Source organism: Pantoea sp. RIT-PI-b (assembly GCF_001187905.1).
GTDB classification, from domain to species: Bacteria; Pseudomonadota; Gammaproteobacteria; order Enterobacterales; family Enterobacteriaceae; genus Pantoea; species Pantoea nemavictus.
Genome location: NZ_LGIS01000020.1, coordinates 117,972 through 131,977, shown reverse-complemented (window position 1 = coordinate 131,977; position 14,006 = coordinate 117,972). Strand labels below are relative to the sequence as shown.

At 54.3% G+C, this 14,006-nt stretch carries 15 protein-coding genes; 6 read left to right on the top strand and 9 right to left on the bottom strand.

The features are described from left to right. Positions 1-2: 2 nt before the first annotated feature. The 5 genes from ruvA to aspS form a co-directional block, all read right to left on the bottom strand. Positions 3-617 carry a Holliday junction branch migration protein RuvA gene (ruvA, locus tag AC790_RS13160; RefSeq protein ID WP_007889559.1) on the bottom strand — a complete coding sequence of 205 codons (615 nt, stop codon included), beginning with the start codon at positions 615-617 and terminating at the stop codon, positions 3-5. A gap of 92 nt (positions 618-709) precedes the next feature. Beyond that, complete coding sequence (ruvC, locus tag AC790_RS13155) at positions 710-1,237, bottom strand: crossover junction endodeoxyribonuclease RuvC (protein ID WP_007889558.1); 528 nt, start codon at positions 1,235-1,237, stop codon at positions 710-712. Between the two features lie 37 nt (positions 1,238-1,274). Next, positions 1,275-2,018 carry a YebC/PmpR family DNA-binding transcriptional regulator gene (locus AC790_RS13150; protein WP_007889557.1) on the bottom strand — a complete coding sequence of 248 codons (744 nt, stop codon included), beginning with the start codon at positions 2,016-2,018 and terminating at the stop codon, positions 1,275-1,277. Positions 2,019-2,259: 241 nt separating this feature from the next. Further along, entirely contained in the window at positions 2,260-2,691 is a 432-nt protein-coding gene (nudB, locus tag AC790_RS13145) for a dihydroneopterin triphosphate diphosphatase (protein ID WP_007889556.1), read from the bottom strand. Next, on the bottom strand, positions 2,691-4,472 hold the full coding sequence (gene aspS, locus AC790_RS13140; protein WP_007889555.1) for an aspartate--tRNA ligase: 1,782 nt from the start codon (positions 4,470-4,472) through the stop codon (positions 2,691-2,693). The genes nudB and aspS overlap by 1 nt, the downstream gene beginning before the upstream one ends. A gap of 232 nt (positions 4,473-4,704) precedes the next feature. Between aspS and AC790_RS13135 the strand changes: the two genes are divergently transcribed. The 3 genes from AC790_RS13135 to cmoB all read left to right on the top strand — a co-directional run bounded on the left by AC790_RS13135 (position 4,705) and on the right by cmoB (position 7,298). Continuing rightward, on the top strand, positions 4,705-5,526 hold the full coding sequence (locus tag AC790_RS13135) for a DUF72 domain-containing protein (protein ID WP_049852070.1): 822 nt from the start codon (positions 4,705-4,707) through the stop codon (positions 5,524-5,526). 78 nt (positions 5,527-5,604) lie between these two features. Then, a complete protein-coding gene (gene cmoA, locus AC790_RS13130; protein WP_007889552.1) occupies positions 5,605-6,333 on the top strand; it encodes a carboxy-S-adenosyl-L-methionine synthase CmoA in 729 nt (242 codons plus the stop codon). Next, positions 6,330-7,298 (top strand): tRNA 5-methoxyuridine(34)/uridine 5-oxyacetic acid(34) synthase CmoB, encoded by a 969-nt coding sequence (gene cmoB / locus AC790_RS13125; RefSeq protein WP_007889551.1) that lies wholly within the window; start codon positions 6,330-6,332, stop codon positions 7,296-7,298. Before cmoA ends, cmoB begins: the two co-directional genes overlap by 4 nt. A 3-nt stretch (positions 7,299-7,301) precedes the next feature. Here the strand turns inward: cmoB and AC790_RS13120 are convergent, their stop codons facing one another. The 3 genes from AC790_RS13120 to cutC form a co-directional block, all read right to left on the bottom strand. Then, positions 7,302-7,922, bottom strand: a complete 621-nt coding sequence (locus AC790_RS13120; protein ID WP_049852069.1) for a LysE family translocator — start codon at positions 7,920-7,922, stop codon at positions 7,302-7,304. A 33-nt stretch (positions 7,923-7,955) separates the two neighbouring features. Beyond that, complete coding sequence (locus AC790_RS13115) at positions 7,956-8,813, bottom strand: hypothetical protein (RefSeq protein WP_007889548.1); 858 nt, start codon at positions 8,811-8,813, stop codon at positions 7,956-7,958. Positions 8,814-9,105: 292 nt separating this feature from the next. Beyond that, positions 9,106-9,858 (bottom strand): copper homeostasis protein CutC, encoded by a 753-nt coding sequence (cutC, locus tag AC790_RS13110; protein WP_049852068.1) that lies wholly within the window; start codon positions 9,856-9,858, stop codon positions 9,106-9,108. Positions 9,859-9,943: 85 nt separating this feature from the next. Between cutC and AC790_RS13105 the strand changes: the two genes are divergently transcribed. Beyond that, entirely contained in the window at positions 9,944-11,083 is a 1,140-nt protein-coding gene (locus AC790_RS13105; protein WP_049852067.1) for a MalY/PatB family protein, read from the top strand. Here AC790_RS13105 and AC790_RS13100 read toward each other — a convergent pair. Next, positions 11,080-11,622, bottom strand: coding sequence for a VOC family protein (locus tag AC790_RS13100; RefSeq protein ID WP_049852275.1), 543 nt, complete (start codon positions 11,620-11,622; stop codon positions 11,080-11,082). The two genes, AC790_RS13105 and AC790_RS13100, sit on opposite strands and share 4 nt — an antisense overlap. Positions 11,623-11,952: 330 nt before the next feature. Here AC790_RS13100 and AC790_RS25245 point away from each other — a divergent pair, with 330 nt between their 5' ends. Then, the gene (locus AC790_RS25245) at positions 11,953-12,075 is read left to right on the top strand and encodes a hypothetical protein (RefSeq protein ID WP_007889544.1); all 123 of its coding nucleotides are present in this window, start codon (positions 11,953-11,955) and stop codon (positions 12,073-12,075) included. Between the two features lie 170 nt (positions 12,076-12,245). Then, the gene (argS, locus tag AC790_RS13095) at positions 12,246-13,976 is read left to right on the top strand and encodes an arginine--tRNA ligase (RefSeq protein WP_049852066.1); all 1,731 of its coding nucleotides are present in this window, start codon (positions 12,246-12,248) and stop codon (positions 13,974-13,976) included. Positions 13,977-14,006: the final 30 nt, after the last annotated feature.

Below are 14,006 nucleotides of genomic sequence, written 5' to 3'. Positions count from 1 at the left end.
CCTCAAATAGCTGCGCGCAGGGCTTCACGAATCAGGGTTTCGCAATCCGCATCCGGTTTACCCACTTTACTGATCATTCGGCTGGCTTCCTGTGGTTTATAACCAAGGGCAACCAGCGCCGAAACCGCTTCCGCTTCAGCATCATTGTTATCCTGCGCAGCAGATGGCGTCGTTAACGTAAAGGTTGAATCGCCACCAAACAGATCACCATGCATACCGATGAAGCGATCCTTCATTTCCACGATCAAACGTTCGGCGGTTTTTTTGCCCACGCCCGGCAGTTTAATCAGTGATGCAATCTCTTGTCGCTCAACCGCAGTGACGAATTGCTGTGCCGACATGCCAGACAGAATCGCCAGCGCCAGTTTTGGTCCTACGCCATTTACTTTCACTAACTCGCGGAACAGCGTGCGTTCCTGCTTGTTATTGAAACCGAACAGTAGCTGCGCATCTTCACGCACCACAAACTGGGTAAAGATGATCGCTTCCTGATTAATTTCCGGCAGCTCGTAAAAGCAGGTCATTGGCATGTGCACTTCATAGCCGACACCGTGCGCCTCAATTAACACCAGCGGCGGCTGTTTTTCCAGAATATTGCCTCGTAAACGACCAATCACCTGAGCAGTTCCTTAATCTGATAAGTAAGCCTGTGTATATACCATAAAAAAAGCTGGATGAATATCCAGCTTCGCTGTGTATTGGGTTTCCGCTAACCCGACCGCATACGACCACGCGTCATCACCAATTTGCTATCGCTGATACGTGCAGCGTTTTGACTCATATGGCAATGCGTAATGGCAATGGCCAGTGCATCAGCGGCATCGGCTTGCGGATTGGCCGGCAGTTTCAGCAAGGTGCGCACCATATGCTGCACCTGGCTTTTCTCTGCGCCACCGGTTCCGGTCACGGTTTGCTTCACTTGACGCGCCGCATATTCAAACACCGGCAAATCATGATTCACCGCGGCGACAATTGCCGCGCCGCGCGCCTGGCCCAGCTTAAGCGCTGAGTCGGCATTCTTCGCCATAAATACCTGCTCAATAGCGAAGTAGTCGGGTGAGAATTGCGTGATAATTTCGCTGACGCCTGCATAGATCAGTTTGAGACGTGACGGCAGATCGGTGACGTTAGTGCGGATACAGCCGCTGCCTAAATAGGTAAGCTGGCGGCCGGTTTGGCGGATGACACCGTAACCGGTGACGCGCGAGCCGGGATCGATCCCGAGAATTATCGCCACAGCGCGTCTCCGGTGATGGGGGTTTTAAGCAACGCCATTACAGCGTTTCTGCGATCTCATCAGAGATTTCACCGTTATGGTAAACTTCCTGCACATCATCACAGTCTTCCAGCATGTCGATCAGGCGCAGCAGTTTCGGCGCAGTTTCGGCATCCATTTCGGCTTTGGTTGAAGGGATCATTGAAACTTCAGCGCTATCCGCTTTCAGGCCGCCCGCTTCCAGCGCATCACGCACCGCACCCATCTCTTCCCACGCGGTGAACACATCGATCGCGCCGTCGTCATAGGCAACGACATCTTCTGCGCCGGCTTCCAGCGCCGCTTCCATTACCGCATCTTCGTCCTGGCCAGGCGCGAAGGAGATAACGCCCTTCTTGCTGAACAGGTAAGAAACTGAACCGTCAGTTCCGAGGTTGCCACCGGTTTTGGTGAAGGCATGACGTACTTCGCCCACGGTACGGTTGCGGTTGTCGCTCAGGCACTCAATCATCACCGCTGAGCCGCCCGGACCGTAACCTTCATAAATGATGGTTTCCATGTTGGAATCATCTTCACCGCCTACGCCGCGTGCAATCGCACGGTTCATGGTGTCACGCGTCATGTTGTTAGACAGCGCTTTGTCCATTGCGGCGCGCAGACGCGGGTTGGAGCCGGCATCGCCGCCACCGAGTTTCGCGGCGGTCACCAGCTCGCGAATGATTTTGGTGAAGATTTTACCGCGCTTAGCGTCCTGAGCAGCCTTGCGGTGCTTGGTGTTCGCCCATTTACTGTGTCCAGCCATCTTGCATATTCTCCGATCTTTTACTGGGTGCAGGCTATCTTACTTGCGATCTTGTCCCCCGGCAGTGCTCGCAATCCTCACGTACATAAGTACGCTCCGGTTGCTGTGCGCTGGCGGTGGACAACCTCGCGGCGCCGATTACGCCTGACTGTTCGATATTGTTCGGTGCGTTTATTGAAAACTCACCCGATTCATAGAATTTAAATCATTCGCCGCTGGAATAACGCGCGGCGGCGAGCATTCAGATAAATTCTTCAATTGCCTGGCGGTTACTCCAGGACTTGGTGAGGGCTGCGGCAGCGACGGGATCGAGCCAGCGCGCGGCGAGATGCTCAGTGAGCAGCAGGTCGCGCTCTGCCGGTAACGCCAATCTGAACCAGTGTTCGCGATTGTGCGTGGTGCCCGGTGCGTAGCGATGACGGTAGTGCGGGAAGATTTCAAACTCAATTTGTTTGTGGCAATCGTCCAGCACTAACTTTTCATCGGCAATGTCGATGGCGAGCTCCTCTAACACTTCACGCAGCGCCGCCTGGCGCGGGGTTTCTCCCGCTTCCAGGCTGCCGGTTACGGATTGCCAGAAGCTATCGTCATCACGTCGCTGTAGCATTAACACCCGGCCGGTATCTCGCGCAAAAATCACCACCAGCACCGATACCGGATGTTTAAAGCCCATTACTTGTTCTCTGACTTTTCTTTCTTCGGTGCCACCAGAATGCCTAAATCCAGCAGCGCCGCTGGATTAGCTTCGCTTGGGGCTTCGGTCATCATGCACGCCGCGGCGGTGGTTTTCGGGAACGCGATCACATCACGGATGTTATCGGTGCCGGTCAGCAGCATGGTCAGACGATCCAGGCCAAACGCCAGGCCCGCGTGTGGCGGCGTGCCGTATTTCAGCGCATCAAGCAGGAAGCCAAACTTCTCACGCTGCTCTTCTTCGGTAATGCCGAGAATGCTGAATACCGTCTGCTGCATTTTGCCGCTGTGGATACGTACCGAACCGCCACCCACTTCGTAACCGTTAATCACCATATCGTAAGCGTTGGCTACCGCTTGTACCGGATCGGTCGCCAGCGCTTCAGCGCTCATCTCTTTCGGCGAAGTGAACGGGTGGTGCATCGCTGCCAGGCCGCCCTCTTCATCTTCTTCAAACATGGGGAAGTCGATCACCCACAGCGGCGCCCACGCTTTGTCATCCGTGATCTGCAGATCACGGCCAACTTTCAGACGCAGTGCGCCCAGCGCATCAGCGACCACTTTAGCGCGGTCGGCGCCGAAGAAGATCAGGTCGCCATCTTGTGCGGATGTGCGGTTCAGGATCGCTTCAACGATCTCTGCAGTAAGGAATTTCGCTACCGGACTCTGTACGCCTTCGAAACCTTTCGCGCGCTCGTTGATCTTCATCCACGCCAAACCTTTGGCGCCGTAGATTTCAACGAACTTGCCGTATTCATCAATCTGCTTACGCGTCAGCGCAGCGCCGCCCGGTACACGCAGCGCAGCAACGCGACCTTTCGCATCGTTGGCTGGACCCGCAAACACCTGGAACTCAACGTTTTTTAGCAGATCAGCAACGTCCACCAGCTCCATAGGATTACGCAGGTCTGGCTTATCGGAGCCGTAACGGTTCATCGCTTCGGCAAAGGTCATCTGCGGGAAGTCACCGAGATCGACGCCCTTGATGTCAATCCACAATTCACGAATCAGACGCTCCATCTTTTCACGGACCTGCTCGGCAGTCATGAAAGAGGTTTCAACGTCGATCTGGGTAAATTCAGGCTGACGGTCAGCACGCAAATCTTCGTCGCGGAAACACTTAACGATTTGATAATAACGGTCAAAACCCGACATCATCAGCAGCTGTTTGAACAGCTGTGGCGACTGCGGCAGCGCGTAGAATTTACCTTTATGCACGCGGCTCGGCACCAGATAGTCACGCGCACCTTCTGGCGTGGCTTTGGTCAGCATCGGGGTTTCGATATCAAGGAATCCCTGGTCGTCCATAAAGCGACGCACGAAGCTGGTAATTTTAGCGCGGGTTTTTAAACGCTGTGCCATTTCCGGACGACGCAGGTCCAGATAGCGATACGTCAGACGCGCTTCTTCGCTGTTGGTCTGGTTTGAGTCCAGCGGCAGCGGTTCTGCACGGTTGATAATGTTCAGCTCATGGGCAAACACTTCCACTTCGCCGGTCGCCATGTCGCTGTTTTTGTTCTTTTCGTCACGTGCACGTACGGTGCCGGTGATCTGGATACAGAATTCGTTACGCAGCTCAGATGCCAGCTGGAAAGCGTCCTGACGGTCGGAATCGAAGAACACCTGTGCGATACCTTCACGGTCGCGCATATCGATAAAAATCAGGCTACCCAGATCGCGACGGCGATTTACCCAGCCGCAGAGAGTGACTTGCTGACCCACATGAGACAGATTGAGCTGTCCGCAATATTCTGTACGCATAACGTATCCTTTTAACTTCGCCGCTGCTGCCAGACAGCATCAGGCCGCGTAACCTTCAGAGATGCTGTCGCAAAAAAGGCGGCTATTATAATGGAAAAACCCAGGCAGGATAAGTGGAGCCAGATCAAAGCGGACAAAACATTATGTTTTATCGCGCTGTTTTTCCTGCCGACATGAAAACAGGTTACATTAAGCCGCCCTTTCCCGCCCAAAAGGATTCAGGAGTTCGCGTTTGACACTTCGCATTGGATTACCGCAATGGCAGCATGCGCACTGGAAACAGTTCGGTTTAGCGACGTTAGCCGATTACGCACAGCTGTTTGGCTGCGTTGAAGGCAACACCACGTTGTATGCGCTGCCGAAGCCGGAAGTGGTGCTGCGCTGGCGCGATATGACTCATGACGATTTCCGCTTCTGCTTTAAGTTTCCCGATAGCATCAGCCACAAAGCCGCGCTGCGAAACTGCGATGAGCTGCTGACGGAGTTTTTCCGCCTGCTCGATCCACTCAGCAACCGCATCGGCCAATATTGGTTACAGCTGCCCGCCGCATTCTCACCGGCGCAGCTCAGCGATTTATGGGCATTTCTTGATAGTTTGCCGCGTATCTTTCAGTACGGCGTTGAAGTGCGCCATCCGGCGTTTTTTGCCAAAGGTGAAGCCGAGCGCGCGCTGAATCGCGGTTTGCTGCAGCGCGGGGTGAATCGGGTGATTCTGGATAGCCGCCCGGTACATGCCTCGACTTCACAAACCGCCGCCGCCGTTGAGGCCAGAGCGAAGAAGCCGCGCGTGCCGCCACATGCGGTGCAAACCGGCTCGCAACCCATGGTGCGTTTTATCGGCAGCGATAGCGTGGCGGAGAGCGTGCCACTGTTTCAGCCGTGGCACAGCAAAATTGCCGCGTGGCAGGCTGAATGTGATCCGATGCTGTTTATTCACACGCCAGATATGGGCGAGGTGTTTCCCCTGATTCAGGCGCTATGGCCGCAGTTGCAGCAGTTGGAACCCGCATTAAGCGATCTGCCCGATTGGCCGCAGCAGTCGAGCCTGTTCTAGACGCAACGCAAAGGGTGCAGCCTGCCCGCGTTTCTGCCAAAATAGCGCCCGTTCCGTTTTCTCTCCGGACCTTTCATTATGTCTGATCGCGATACGCTATTTTCCGCGCCCATTGATAAGCTGGGCGACTGGACCTTTGACGAGCGCGTGGCTGAAGTCTTTCCCGATATGATTCAGCGCTCGGTGCCGGGTTACTCCAACATCATTTCGATGATTGGCATGCTTGCAGAACGCTTCGTTCAACCGAATAGCCAGGTTTACGATCTCGGCTGCTCGCTGGGTGCCGCCACGCTGTCGGTTCGCCGCAATATTCATGTGCCGGGCTGCCAGATTATTGCCGTCGATAATTCGCCGGCGATGGTTGAGCGCTGCCGTCGTCACATCGACGCCTTCCGCGCGGATACGCCGGTACAGGTAATCGAAGCTGATATTCAGGATATCCACATTGAGAACGCCTCGCTGGTGGTGCTGAACTTTACCCTGCAATTCCTTGAACCGCCGGCACGTCTCGCGCTGCTGAAGAAGATTGTGCAAGGGCTGAACCCAGGCGGTGCGCTAGTGCTGTCAGAGAAGTTCAGCTTTGAGGATGCCGAGGTCGGCGAGCTGTTATTCAATATGCATCACGATTTTAAACGCGCGAACGGTTACAGCGAGCTGGAGATCAGCCAGAAACGTAGCATGCTGGAGAACGTGATGCTGACCGATAGCGTAGAAGCGCATAAAGCGCGGCTGAAAACCGCCGGTTTCAAACATGCGGAGCTGTGGTTCCAGTGCTTTAATTTTGGTTCGTTGGTGGCGTTGAAATGATTGAGTTTGGCCGTTTTTATCAGCAGATTGCCACCGGCCCGCTCGCCAGTTGGCTGGAAGTATTACCTGCCCAGGTCGCCGCGTGGCAGCGTGAAAACCTGCACGGCAAGTTTCGCGATTGGGAGAAGTCGGTCGATTATCTGCCGCTGCTGACTCCACAGAAGCTGGATTTATTGCACAGCGTGAGCGCTGATGTTGACGATCTGACCGATCGTCAGCGCCTTGGCATTGAGAATCTGCTGCGCAATTTGATGCCGTGGCGTAAAGGCCCTTATTCGCTGTACGGTACCGAGATCGACACCGAATGGCGTTCCGACTGGAAATGGGATCGCGTGTTACCGCACATTTCTCCTTTGCAGCATCGCACGGTGCTGGATGTCGGTTGCGGCAGCGGTTATCACATGTGGCGTATGATTGGCGCGGGAGCCAAGCTGGTGGTCGGCATCGATCCCATGCAGCTATTTTTGTGCCAGTTTGAAGCGGTGCGTAAGTTGCTGGGCGACGATCGTCGGGCGCATTTGCTGCCGCTGGGTATTGAGCAGTTACCGGCGTTGCAGGCGTTTGATACCGTGTTTTCCATGGGCGTGCTTTATCACCGTCGTTCGCCACTCGATCACCTGATGCAGCTGAAAAATCAGTTAGTCAGTGAAGGCGAGCTGGTGCTGGAGACGCTGGTGATTGAAGGCGACGAGAACGCGGTGTTGGTGCCGGGTGAACGTTATGCGCAGATGCGAAATGTTTACTTTATTCCCTCTGCGGCGGCCCTGAAAAGCTGGCTGGAGAAGTGTGGATTTGTCGATGTGCGCATTGTCGATTATGCGGTGACCTCGGTGGAAGAGCAGCGACGTACCAGCTGGATGACCAGCGAATCGCTGGCCGAGTTCCTTGATCCTAATGACAGCAGCAAAACCATCGAAGGTTATCCCGCGCCGCTGCGCGCGGTGCTCGTCGCCCGCAAGCCGTAATGCTTAACGCCGCGACAGCGCCAGCTTCGCGGCAAAACCAATAAAGACGCAGCCGGTTAGGCGATCCATCACTTTCAGCACCGCCGGGCGACGCAGATGCGTGGCAAAGTACTGGCTGCTACCAATCAGCACCGCATTCCATACCAAACCAATCAGCATATGCGTGAGCGCCATTAGCGTGCACCACAGCGGCACCGAAGCGCCCGCTGGAATGAACTGTGGCAGGAAGGTGACGTAGAACACACCGACTTTGGGATTTAACAGGTTGCCAAATAAACCGCGCGTGAAGCAGGCGAAATAACGTTGTTCTTTGCTCTGGGTGCGCTGGCCTTCTACCGCCTGTGTGCGCGGATGGATTAACAGTTTGACGCCGAGATAGAGTAGATAAGCCGCGCCGACCCATTTGAGCAGGTTATAAGCCATTTCCGAGGCCAGCAGCAGCGCGCCCAAACCCAGTCCCACCGCAACGCCCCATACCAGACAACCCAGCGTGACGCCCAGCGCCGTTACCGAGGCGCGTCTCCAGCCTTGCGCGGCGGCGGAACGAAGCACTAGTGCAGTATCAAAGCCGGGTGTAAGCGTAAGAATGGTGATGGCGAAGAGGAATGAAAGGATAAGTGTCATGCGATGTTCTCTCTTACTCCGGTGCGTTTGGCGTTAATCCTGGGTGGCTGATTCGTCTGGCGAATTCCAATATTGGTATTTATAAGCTGAGCTGAGATGGCGTTCAATGGTGCCTTTAGCAAACACTTCAGTTTCATGCAGATAACTCAATGTGCAGTTGCCTACTTCATCCCACAGTTGACACTCATCGACCGAGCGCAACGTGCTAACCGGGGTGGTCGACGTGCCATTCAGGCGCAGTTCCCGCCACTGGTTATCGTAGCTGTAAGTATCTTTACTGCGCGCGCTGCTGGATGAGGTGACCAATCCTTGCGGATTCCAGCGCCAGCTGTTTTCGCCGTTGGTCATGGTATCGCTGCCGCGAGCCACGCTTTTCTCCACTCGGAACTGCTTGTCGTAGCGATAAGTGGTATCGGTAAAGCCGTCTTTGCCCATGCTGGTGAATTTATCGGACGAGCTAACAATGTTGCCATGCTGTCCGATTTGCCAGCTAATGGTGCCCTGCCGGTTGTCGACCACTTCCTCTTGCCCTGCCTTAATGACTTTGACCATATAAGCATACTCTGCCACCCAACCGCGCTGTACGCGAGCAATATGCTGCTCCATGGTCAGCATGACGTTGCCTTCATTTTTGTCATAGGAGATATCGGCCACCATCAAGTCGCCGCATTGATCAAACTGGCCGAGCACGCGCTTTTGCGAGTTCACATCTTTGCCGAATTCGCCCGCCACCACCTGACGTACCGCGCCTTTGGCATCACCACCCAGCATGATCCAGTTATTGCTGCTGGTAATGTTTTTGCTCATCGGTGGACACGCAGTGCTGACCGCCAGCGCGACGCCGCAGTAAGGCAGAAGCAGCACTAAAACGGCACAAGGGAAGGATTTCATGAAGGTTATCCGTACGAAGCCATAAGTAATCAAAGCATCGTTTGCTGGAATACGCTATGCCGACGTGAACTCTTTCGCCAAAATAATGCGAACGACAGCAAGGCGGCAAGTGCGCAAATCCCTAGGAACTTAACCCGTAAATGACTAGAGCGAACGCACGCAGCCAACGCATCTGTAACTTGAAGTATAAAGATGCCAGGCAAAAAGAACCCCAGTTAGAATAACTGGGGTTGGTACTTGCAAACATCACGTCATTAGAACTGGCGTGCTGCGCGGCAAAATCGGCGTGAAATCAGGCTACCCGGACGGTGGTCAACTGCGTCATGCTTTTCATGGCTTCAACGACATCACCATCAACACAGTAGCGACTGAATTCATCGGTTTCCGCTTCGGAGCACATAGAAACACCGGCTTTACGGTAGCGCATCGGCGAAGCGACTAATCGGCTGGCGGAGCTGTGAACTTCCTGCAATCCACTGTCAATGAACTTCTGGATATTGCTCAAACGTACGCCCGCACCCGCCATAATAATCGGACCCGTGCTGTGTTCATTTAGTTCCCGTAATAATGCAATTCCTGCTTCGGCACTCTGTTGCTGTCCGGAAGTGAGAATACGCGCGATGCCTAAATCAGCCAGCACCTCTAACGAACGTTTGGGGCTGTGGCACAAATCAAAGGCGCGATGGAAAGTGACGGCCATGCCATCACACAGCTTCATAATTTGCTGCATACGGGTGATATCAACATGCGCATCTTCATCCAGCATGCCGATGACCAGCCCAGGAAAACCCAGTTCACGCATCAGCGCAACGTCGGATTTCATCGATTCAAATTCATGGTGGGTGTAACAAAAATCGCCGCCGCGCGGACGGACGATAGGATGTACCGGGATCGAAATTTCACGTCGTGCGGCTTCCAGCACGCCAGCTGAAGGCGTCAACCCACCTTCGCGCGGTGCGCTGCACAGCTCCACGCGATCGGCACCGGACAGCTGCGCAGTCATTGCACAGTCGATGCCGTAGCAACAAATTTCCAGTTTCGTCATACCCTGCTCCTTTTCATGACTTCTGGCTCGGGAGGAATGCTTCAGTTAGTCTGCTCAATTGGATAGTTTACGTGGAACTCGCACAATGGCATTCGATTTTAATCAATGGATAGACCGTCGTCACAGCGATAGTTTGAAATGGCACAAATATGGCGATCGTGATGTGCTGCCGCTCTGGGTGGCGGACAGCGATTTTCGTTCACCGCCGTGCGTGATTGAGGCCATAAAAAAGCGCGCCGAACACGGTGTTTTTGGCTATGGCGCAACACCAACCGGCTTGATTGATATCACCCTTTCCCGATTAGCGCAGCGCTACAACTGGCATATTCAGCCGGAATGGATTGTGTTATTGCCTGGCGTAGTGTGCGGTTTGAATCTTTCGGTCCGCGCATTCACAGAGTCAGGCGAAGCGACGGTGGCACCCACGCCAATCTATCCACCGTTTCGCGGCGCGGCAAAATTAGCCGATCGCGCGCAGGTGAACCTGCCGCTGCGTTTACAGGACGGCCGCTGGGTAATGGATCTCAACGCTCCGGAGATGCAGGGCAATGAGCGCCTGCTGATGTTGTGTAATCCGCAAAATCCCGGTGGTACGGTTTATCGCCGTGAGGAGCTGGAAGCCCAGCTGGCCTTTGCGCAGCAACATGATTTGATCGTCTGCTCTGATGAGATCCATTGCGATCTGCTGTTATCCCCGGAAGTACAGCACATTCCCTTTGCCGCCTTGAGTGAAGATGCCGCGCAGCGCAGCATTACGCTGCTATCTCCTTCGAAAACCTTCAATATTGCTGGATTAGGCGCCTCGATGGCGATTATACCCAATGCGGAATTACGCCAGCGCTTCAAACGCGTACGTGAAGGTATCGTGCCAGGCGTTGATATTCTGGCGTTAGTGGCGGCGGAAGCGGCGTGGCGTGATGGCGAAGCCTGGCTAACGGCGCAGCTGGATTATCTGCGCGCCAACCGTGACTTTCTGGTCGCGCAGGTAAATGCCCTGCCGGAGCTGCGAATGGCGGCGCCTGAAGCAACTTATCTTGGCTGGATAGATGCCAGCCAGTTAGCGGTCGCCAGCCCCGCGCTCTACTTTGAACAGCACGGACTTGGCTTTTCGCCTGGCCATGATTTTGGTGACGATCATTTCGTACGCTTCAACTTTGGCTGTACGCGCGACACGTTAGAGCAAGCGGTCACGCGCTTGCAACGCGCGGTCGCCGCGCAGCGTTAAGCTTGTTCGCTGGCGACGATCTCTTCCAGTCGCCACGGATGGAATTTTATCGTGGTTTGCCCATCCGTCACCGCCAGCGTCGGATTGGGCAACCGCTCATTCTCCCCTTTTGGTGCACTGGTTTTGAAAGAGATACCAGGCTGTGTCAAAGCGTCATCTGACAGCAGTGCCATCGCGCGCATGCCAAGCGTTTCCGGTTCGCCGCGCAACACAATCTCCACATGCTCCCAACCTTCGTGGCGATAACGTTTCTCCCCCGGCCACGGCAGCTCAATCACATCGACTTGCCATCCCGCCAGTTGCAAGGGCTGATGCAGTTTAAACAGGCAGATTGGGCGTCCATTGATGATCGCTTCAGAGAATTGGCTCCCAATTTGCAAAAATCCCGCTTTCCAGCGCTCCGCCGTGGCGATTTGATGGCAGCGCACCGCAACGTGATCGGCCTCATGTTCAGCCAACCGAATACCTAAGCGTTCTGCAAAATCTTGCAAAGAGTGCTCAAAATGAGTCAAGTCTTGTTTTAAATCATCCAGTTCCATAGGAAAGTTGGTCTGCGTCACGCTTTTACCTCTACATCTGTTCAGGTTTATTAATCGTTTTGAAAATTGATAAGTGTTGATTCCGCTTGACAAAATTGTCGGATTCATCCGATTTCCGCATCAAAAAGGCCCAAAACCGCATAAATTGCCCATTCATTTCGGATTTATCGTCAAATCAGGTCCAGCAGTTACTTTATGAAAGTGACTTAAACTACTGTTATTATTGAAAATAGTTAATACAATGAGATAACTCTTATTTAAGTTGCAAACAATTGCAGCCAGAAACCCTTTCTTATAAATTTGGGTTTCACAACTACAAGGAACGGCCTTATGTCTATGCTCATTGTTGTCGCGGTCCTGATTGCATTAATGGGATTTGCAATTTCCCGCCATTGGAAGGTGCGTGAAGACAAAAGCGTTAAAAATCCTCGTCGTCACCCACGGCGCCGTTAATCGGCGCTGAGGGCCCGATGTTGCGCCTTACAGCATACCGAAAAGCTGACTCACTTTAACATTTCACGTATACTTCCCCTCCTATTTTTCCGTCCCGCCGCGCAGTTGCGGGATGACGACATCGGCTCGCCGCCAATAGGCGGGCCTTTTCAGCATATGAAGGTAACGCGGTGAATATTCAGGCTCTTCTTTCCGACAAAGTCAGTCAGGCAATGGTAGCGGCGGGTGCGCCTGCCGATTGCGAACCTCAGGTTCGTCAGTCTGCGAAAGTGCAGTTCGGTGACTACCAGGCCAACGGTATCATGGCCGTGGCGAAAAAACTGGGTCAGGCACCGCGCCAACTGGCTGAGCAAGTGATTCAGCACCTGGACCTCAACGGCATCGCCAGCAAGGTCGAAATTGCCGGTCCCGGCTTTATCAACATCTTTCTGGACCGTGCATGGCTGGCGGAACAAACCGCCCAGGCCCTGCAGCTGCCGCGCCTGGGCGTAAGCACCGTTTCGCCGCAAACTATCGTGGTGGATTACTCCGCGCCGAACGTGGCGAAGCAGATGCACGTCGGTCACGTGCGCTCCACCATCATCGGTGATGCTGCCGTGCGTACGCTGGAGTTTCTCGGTCACAAGGTTATTCGCGCTAACCACGTCGGTGACTGGGGCACGCAGTTCGGCATGCTGATTGCCTATCTGGAAAAGCAGCAGAATGAAAATCACGAAGAGATCGCGCTGGCCGATTTAGAAGCCTTCTACCGCGAAGCTAAAATCACCTATGACGCCGACGAAGCCTTTGCGGAACGCGCGCGTAGCTACGTGGTGAAACTGCAAGGTGGCGATGAGTATTGCCGCAGCATGTGGAAGAAGCTGGTCGATATCACCATGAGTCAGAACCAGTTGGTTTACGACCGCCTGAACGTGACGTTGACGCGCAAAGACGTGATGGGTGAAAGCCTGTACAACGACATGCTGCCGGGCATCGTCGCTGATTTGCGTGAAAAAGGTCTGGCGGTTACCAGCGAAGGCGCCACCGTGGTTTTCCTTGATGAGTTTAAAAACAAGGAAGGCGAACCGATGGGCGTGATCATTCAGAAGAAAGATGGCGGCTATCTCTACACCACCACCGACATCGCCTGCGCCAAATACCGCTTCGAAACCCTGCATGCCGATCGCGTGCTGTACTACATCGATTCGCGTCAGCATCAGCATCTTCAGCAGGCGTGGACCATCGTGCGCAAAGCCGGTTATGTGCCAGAATCGGTTCCGCTGGAACACCATGCGTTTGGCATGATGCTGGGCAAAGATGGCCGTCCGTTCAAAACCCGCAGCGGCGGCACCATTCGCCTCGCGGACCTGCTGGATGAAGCCGTTGAACGTGCGCATGCGTTGGTAAGCGAGAAGAATCCAGAGATGTCGGCGCAAGAGCTGAAAGATCTGTCAGAAGTGGTCGGTATCGGCGCGGTCAAATACGCTGACCTGTCAAAAAGCCGCACCACCGATTACATCTTCGACTGGGACAACATGCTGGCATTTGAAGGCAACACAGCGCCTTACATGCAGTATGCCTACACGCGTGTGTTATCGGTGTTCCGCAAAGCCGGCATTGATGCCGATAGCCTGAGCGGCGACATGGTACTGACTGAAGAGCGCGAAGCGCAGCTGGCCACTCGCTTGCTGCAGTTCGAAGAGGTGATTACTCAGGTCGCACGCGACGGCACGCCACACGTGATGTGTGCTTACCTGTATGAGCTGGCCGGTCAGTTCTCTGGCTTCTATGAGCACTGCCCAATTCTCTCCGCCGAAGATGAGACTATTCGTAACAGCCGCCTGCAGCTGGCCGCCTTAACCGCGAAGACGCTGAAGCAAGGTCTGGATACGCTGGGCATTAAAACCGTCGAGCGCATGTAATACCTTTTTAGCGGAGCGTGTCTAAGGACA

What these genes read in the sequence shown, in the direction of transcription:
- AC790_RS13150 (WP_007889557.1), bottom strand. Translation starts at nt 2,018, where the DNA reads ATGGCTGGACACAGTAAATGGGCGAACACCAAGCACCGCAAGGCTGCT.
- nudB (WP_007889556.1), bottom strand. Translation starts at nt 2,691, where the DNA reads ATGGGCTTTAAACATCCGGTATCGGTGCTGGTGGTGATTTTTGCGCGA.
- aspS (WP_007889555.1), bottom strand. Translation starts at nt 4,472, where the DNA reads ATGCGTACAGAATATTGCGGACAGCTCAATCTGTCTCATGTGGGTCAG.
- cmoA (WP_007889552.1), top strand. Translation starts at nt 5,605, where the DNA reads ATGTCTGATCGCGATACGCTATTTTCCGCGCCCATTGATAAGCTGGGC.
- cmoB (WP_007889551.1), top strand. Translation starts at nt 6,330, where the DNA reads ATGATTGAGTTTGGCCGTTTTTATCAGCAGATTGCCACCGGCCCGCTC.
- AC790_RS13120 (WP_049852069.1), bottom strand. Translation starts at nt 7,922, where the DNA reads ATGACACTTATCCTTTCATTCCTCTTCGCCATCACCATTCTTACGCTT.
- AC790_RS13115 (WP_007889548.1), bottom strand. Translation starts at nt 8,813, where the DNA reads ATGAAATCCTTCCCTTGTGCCGTTTTAGTGCTGCTTCTGCCTTACTGC.
- cutC (WP_049852068.1), bottom strand. Translation starts at nt 9,858, where the DNA reads ATGACGAAACTGGAAATTTGTTGCTACGGCATCGACTGTGCAATGACT.
- AC790_RS13105 (WP_049852067.1), top strand. Translation starts at nt 9,944, where the DNA reads ATGGCATTCGATTTTAATCAATGGATAGACCGTCGTCACAGCGATAGT.
- AC790_RS13100 (WP_049852275.1), bottom strand. Translation starts at nt 11,622, where the DNA reads ATGGAACTGGATGATTTAAAACAAGACTTGACTCATTTTGAGCACTCT.
- AC790_RS25245 (WP_007889544.1), top strand. Translation starts at nt 11,953, where the DNA reads ATGTCTATGCTCATTGTTGTCGCGGTCCTGATTGCATTAATGGGATTT.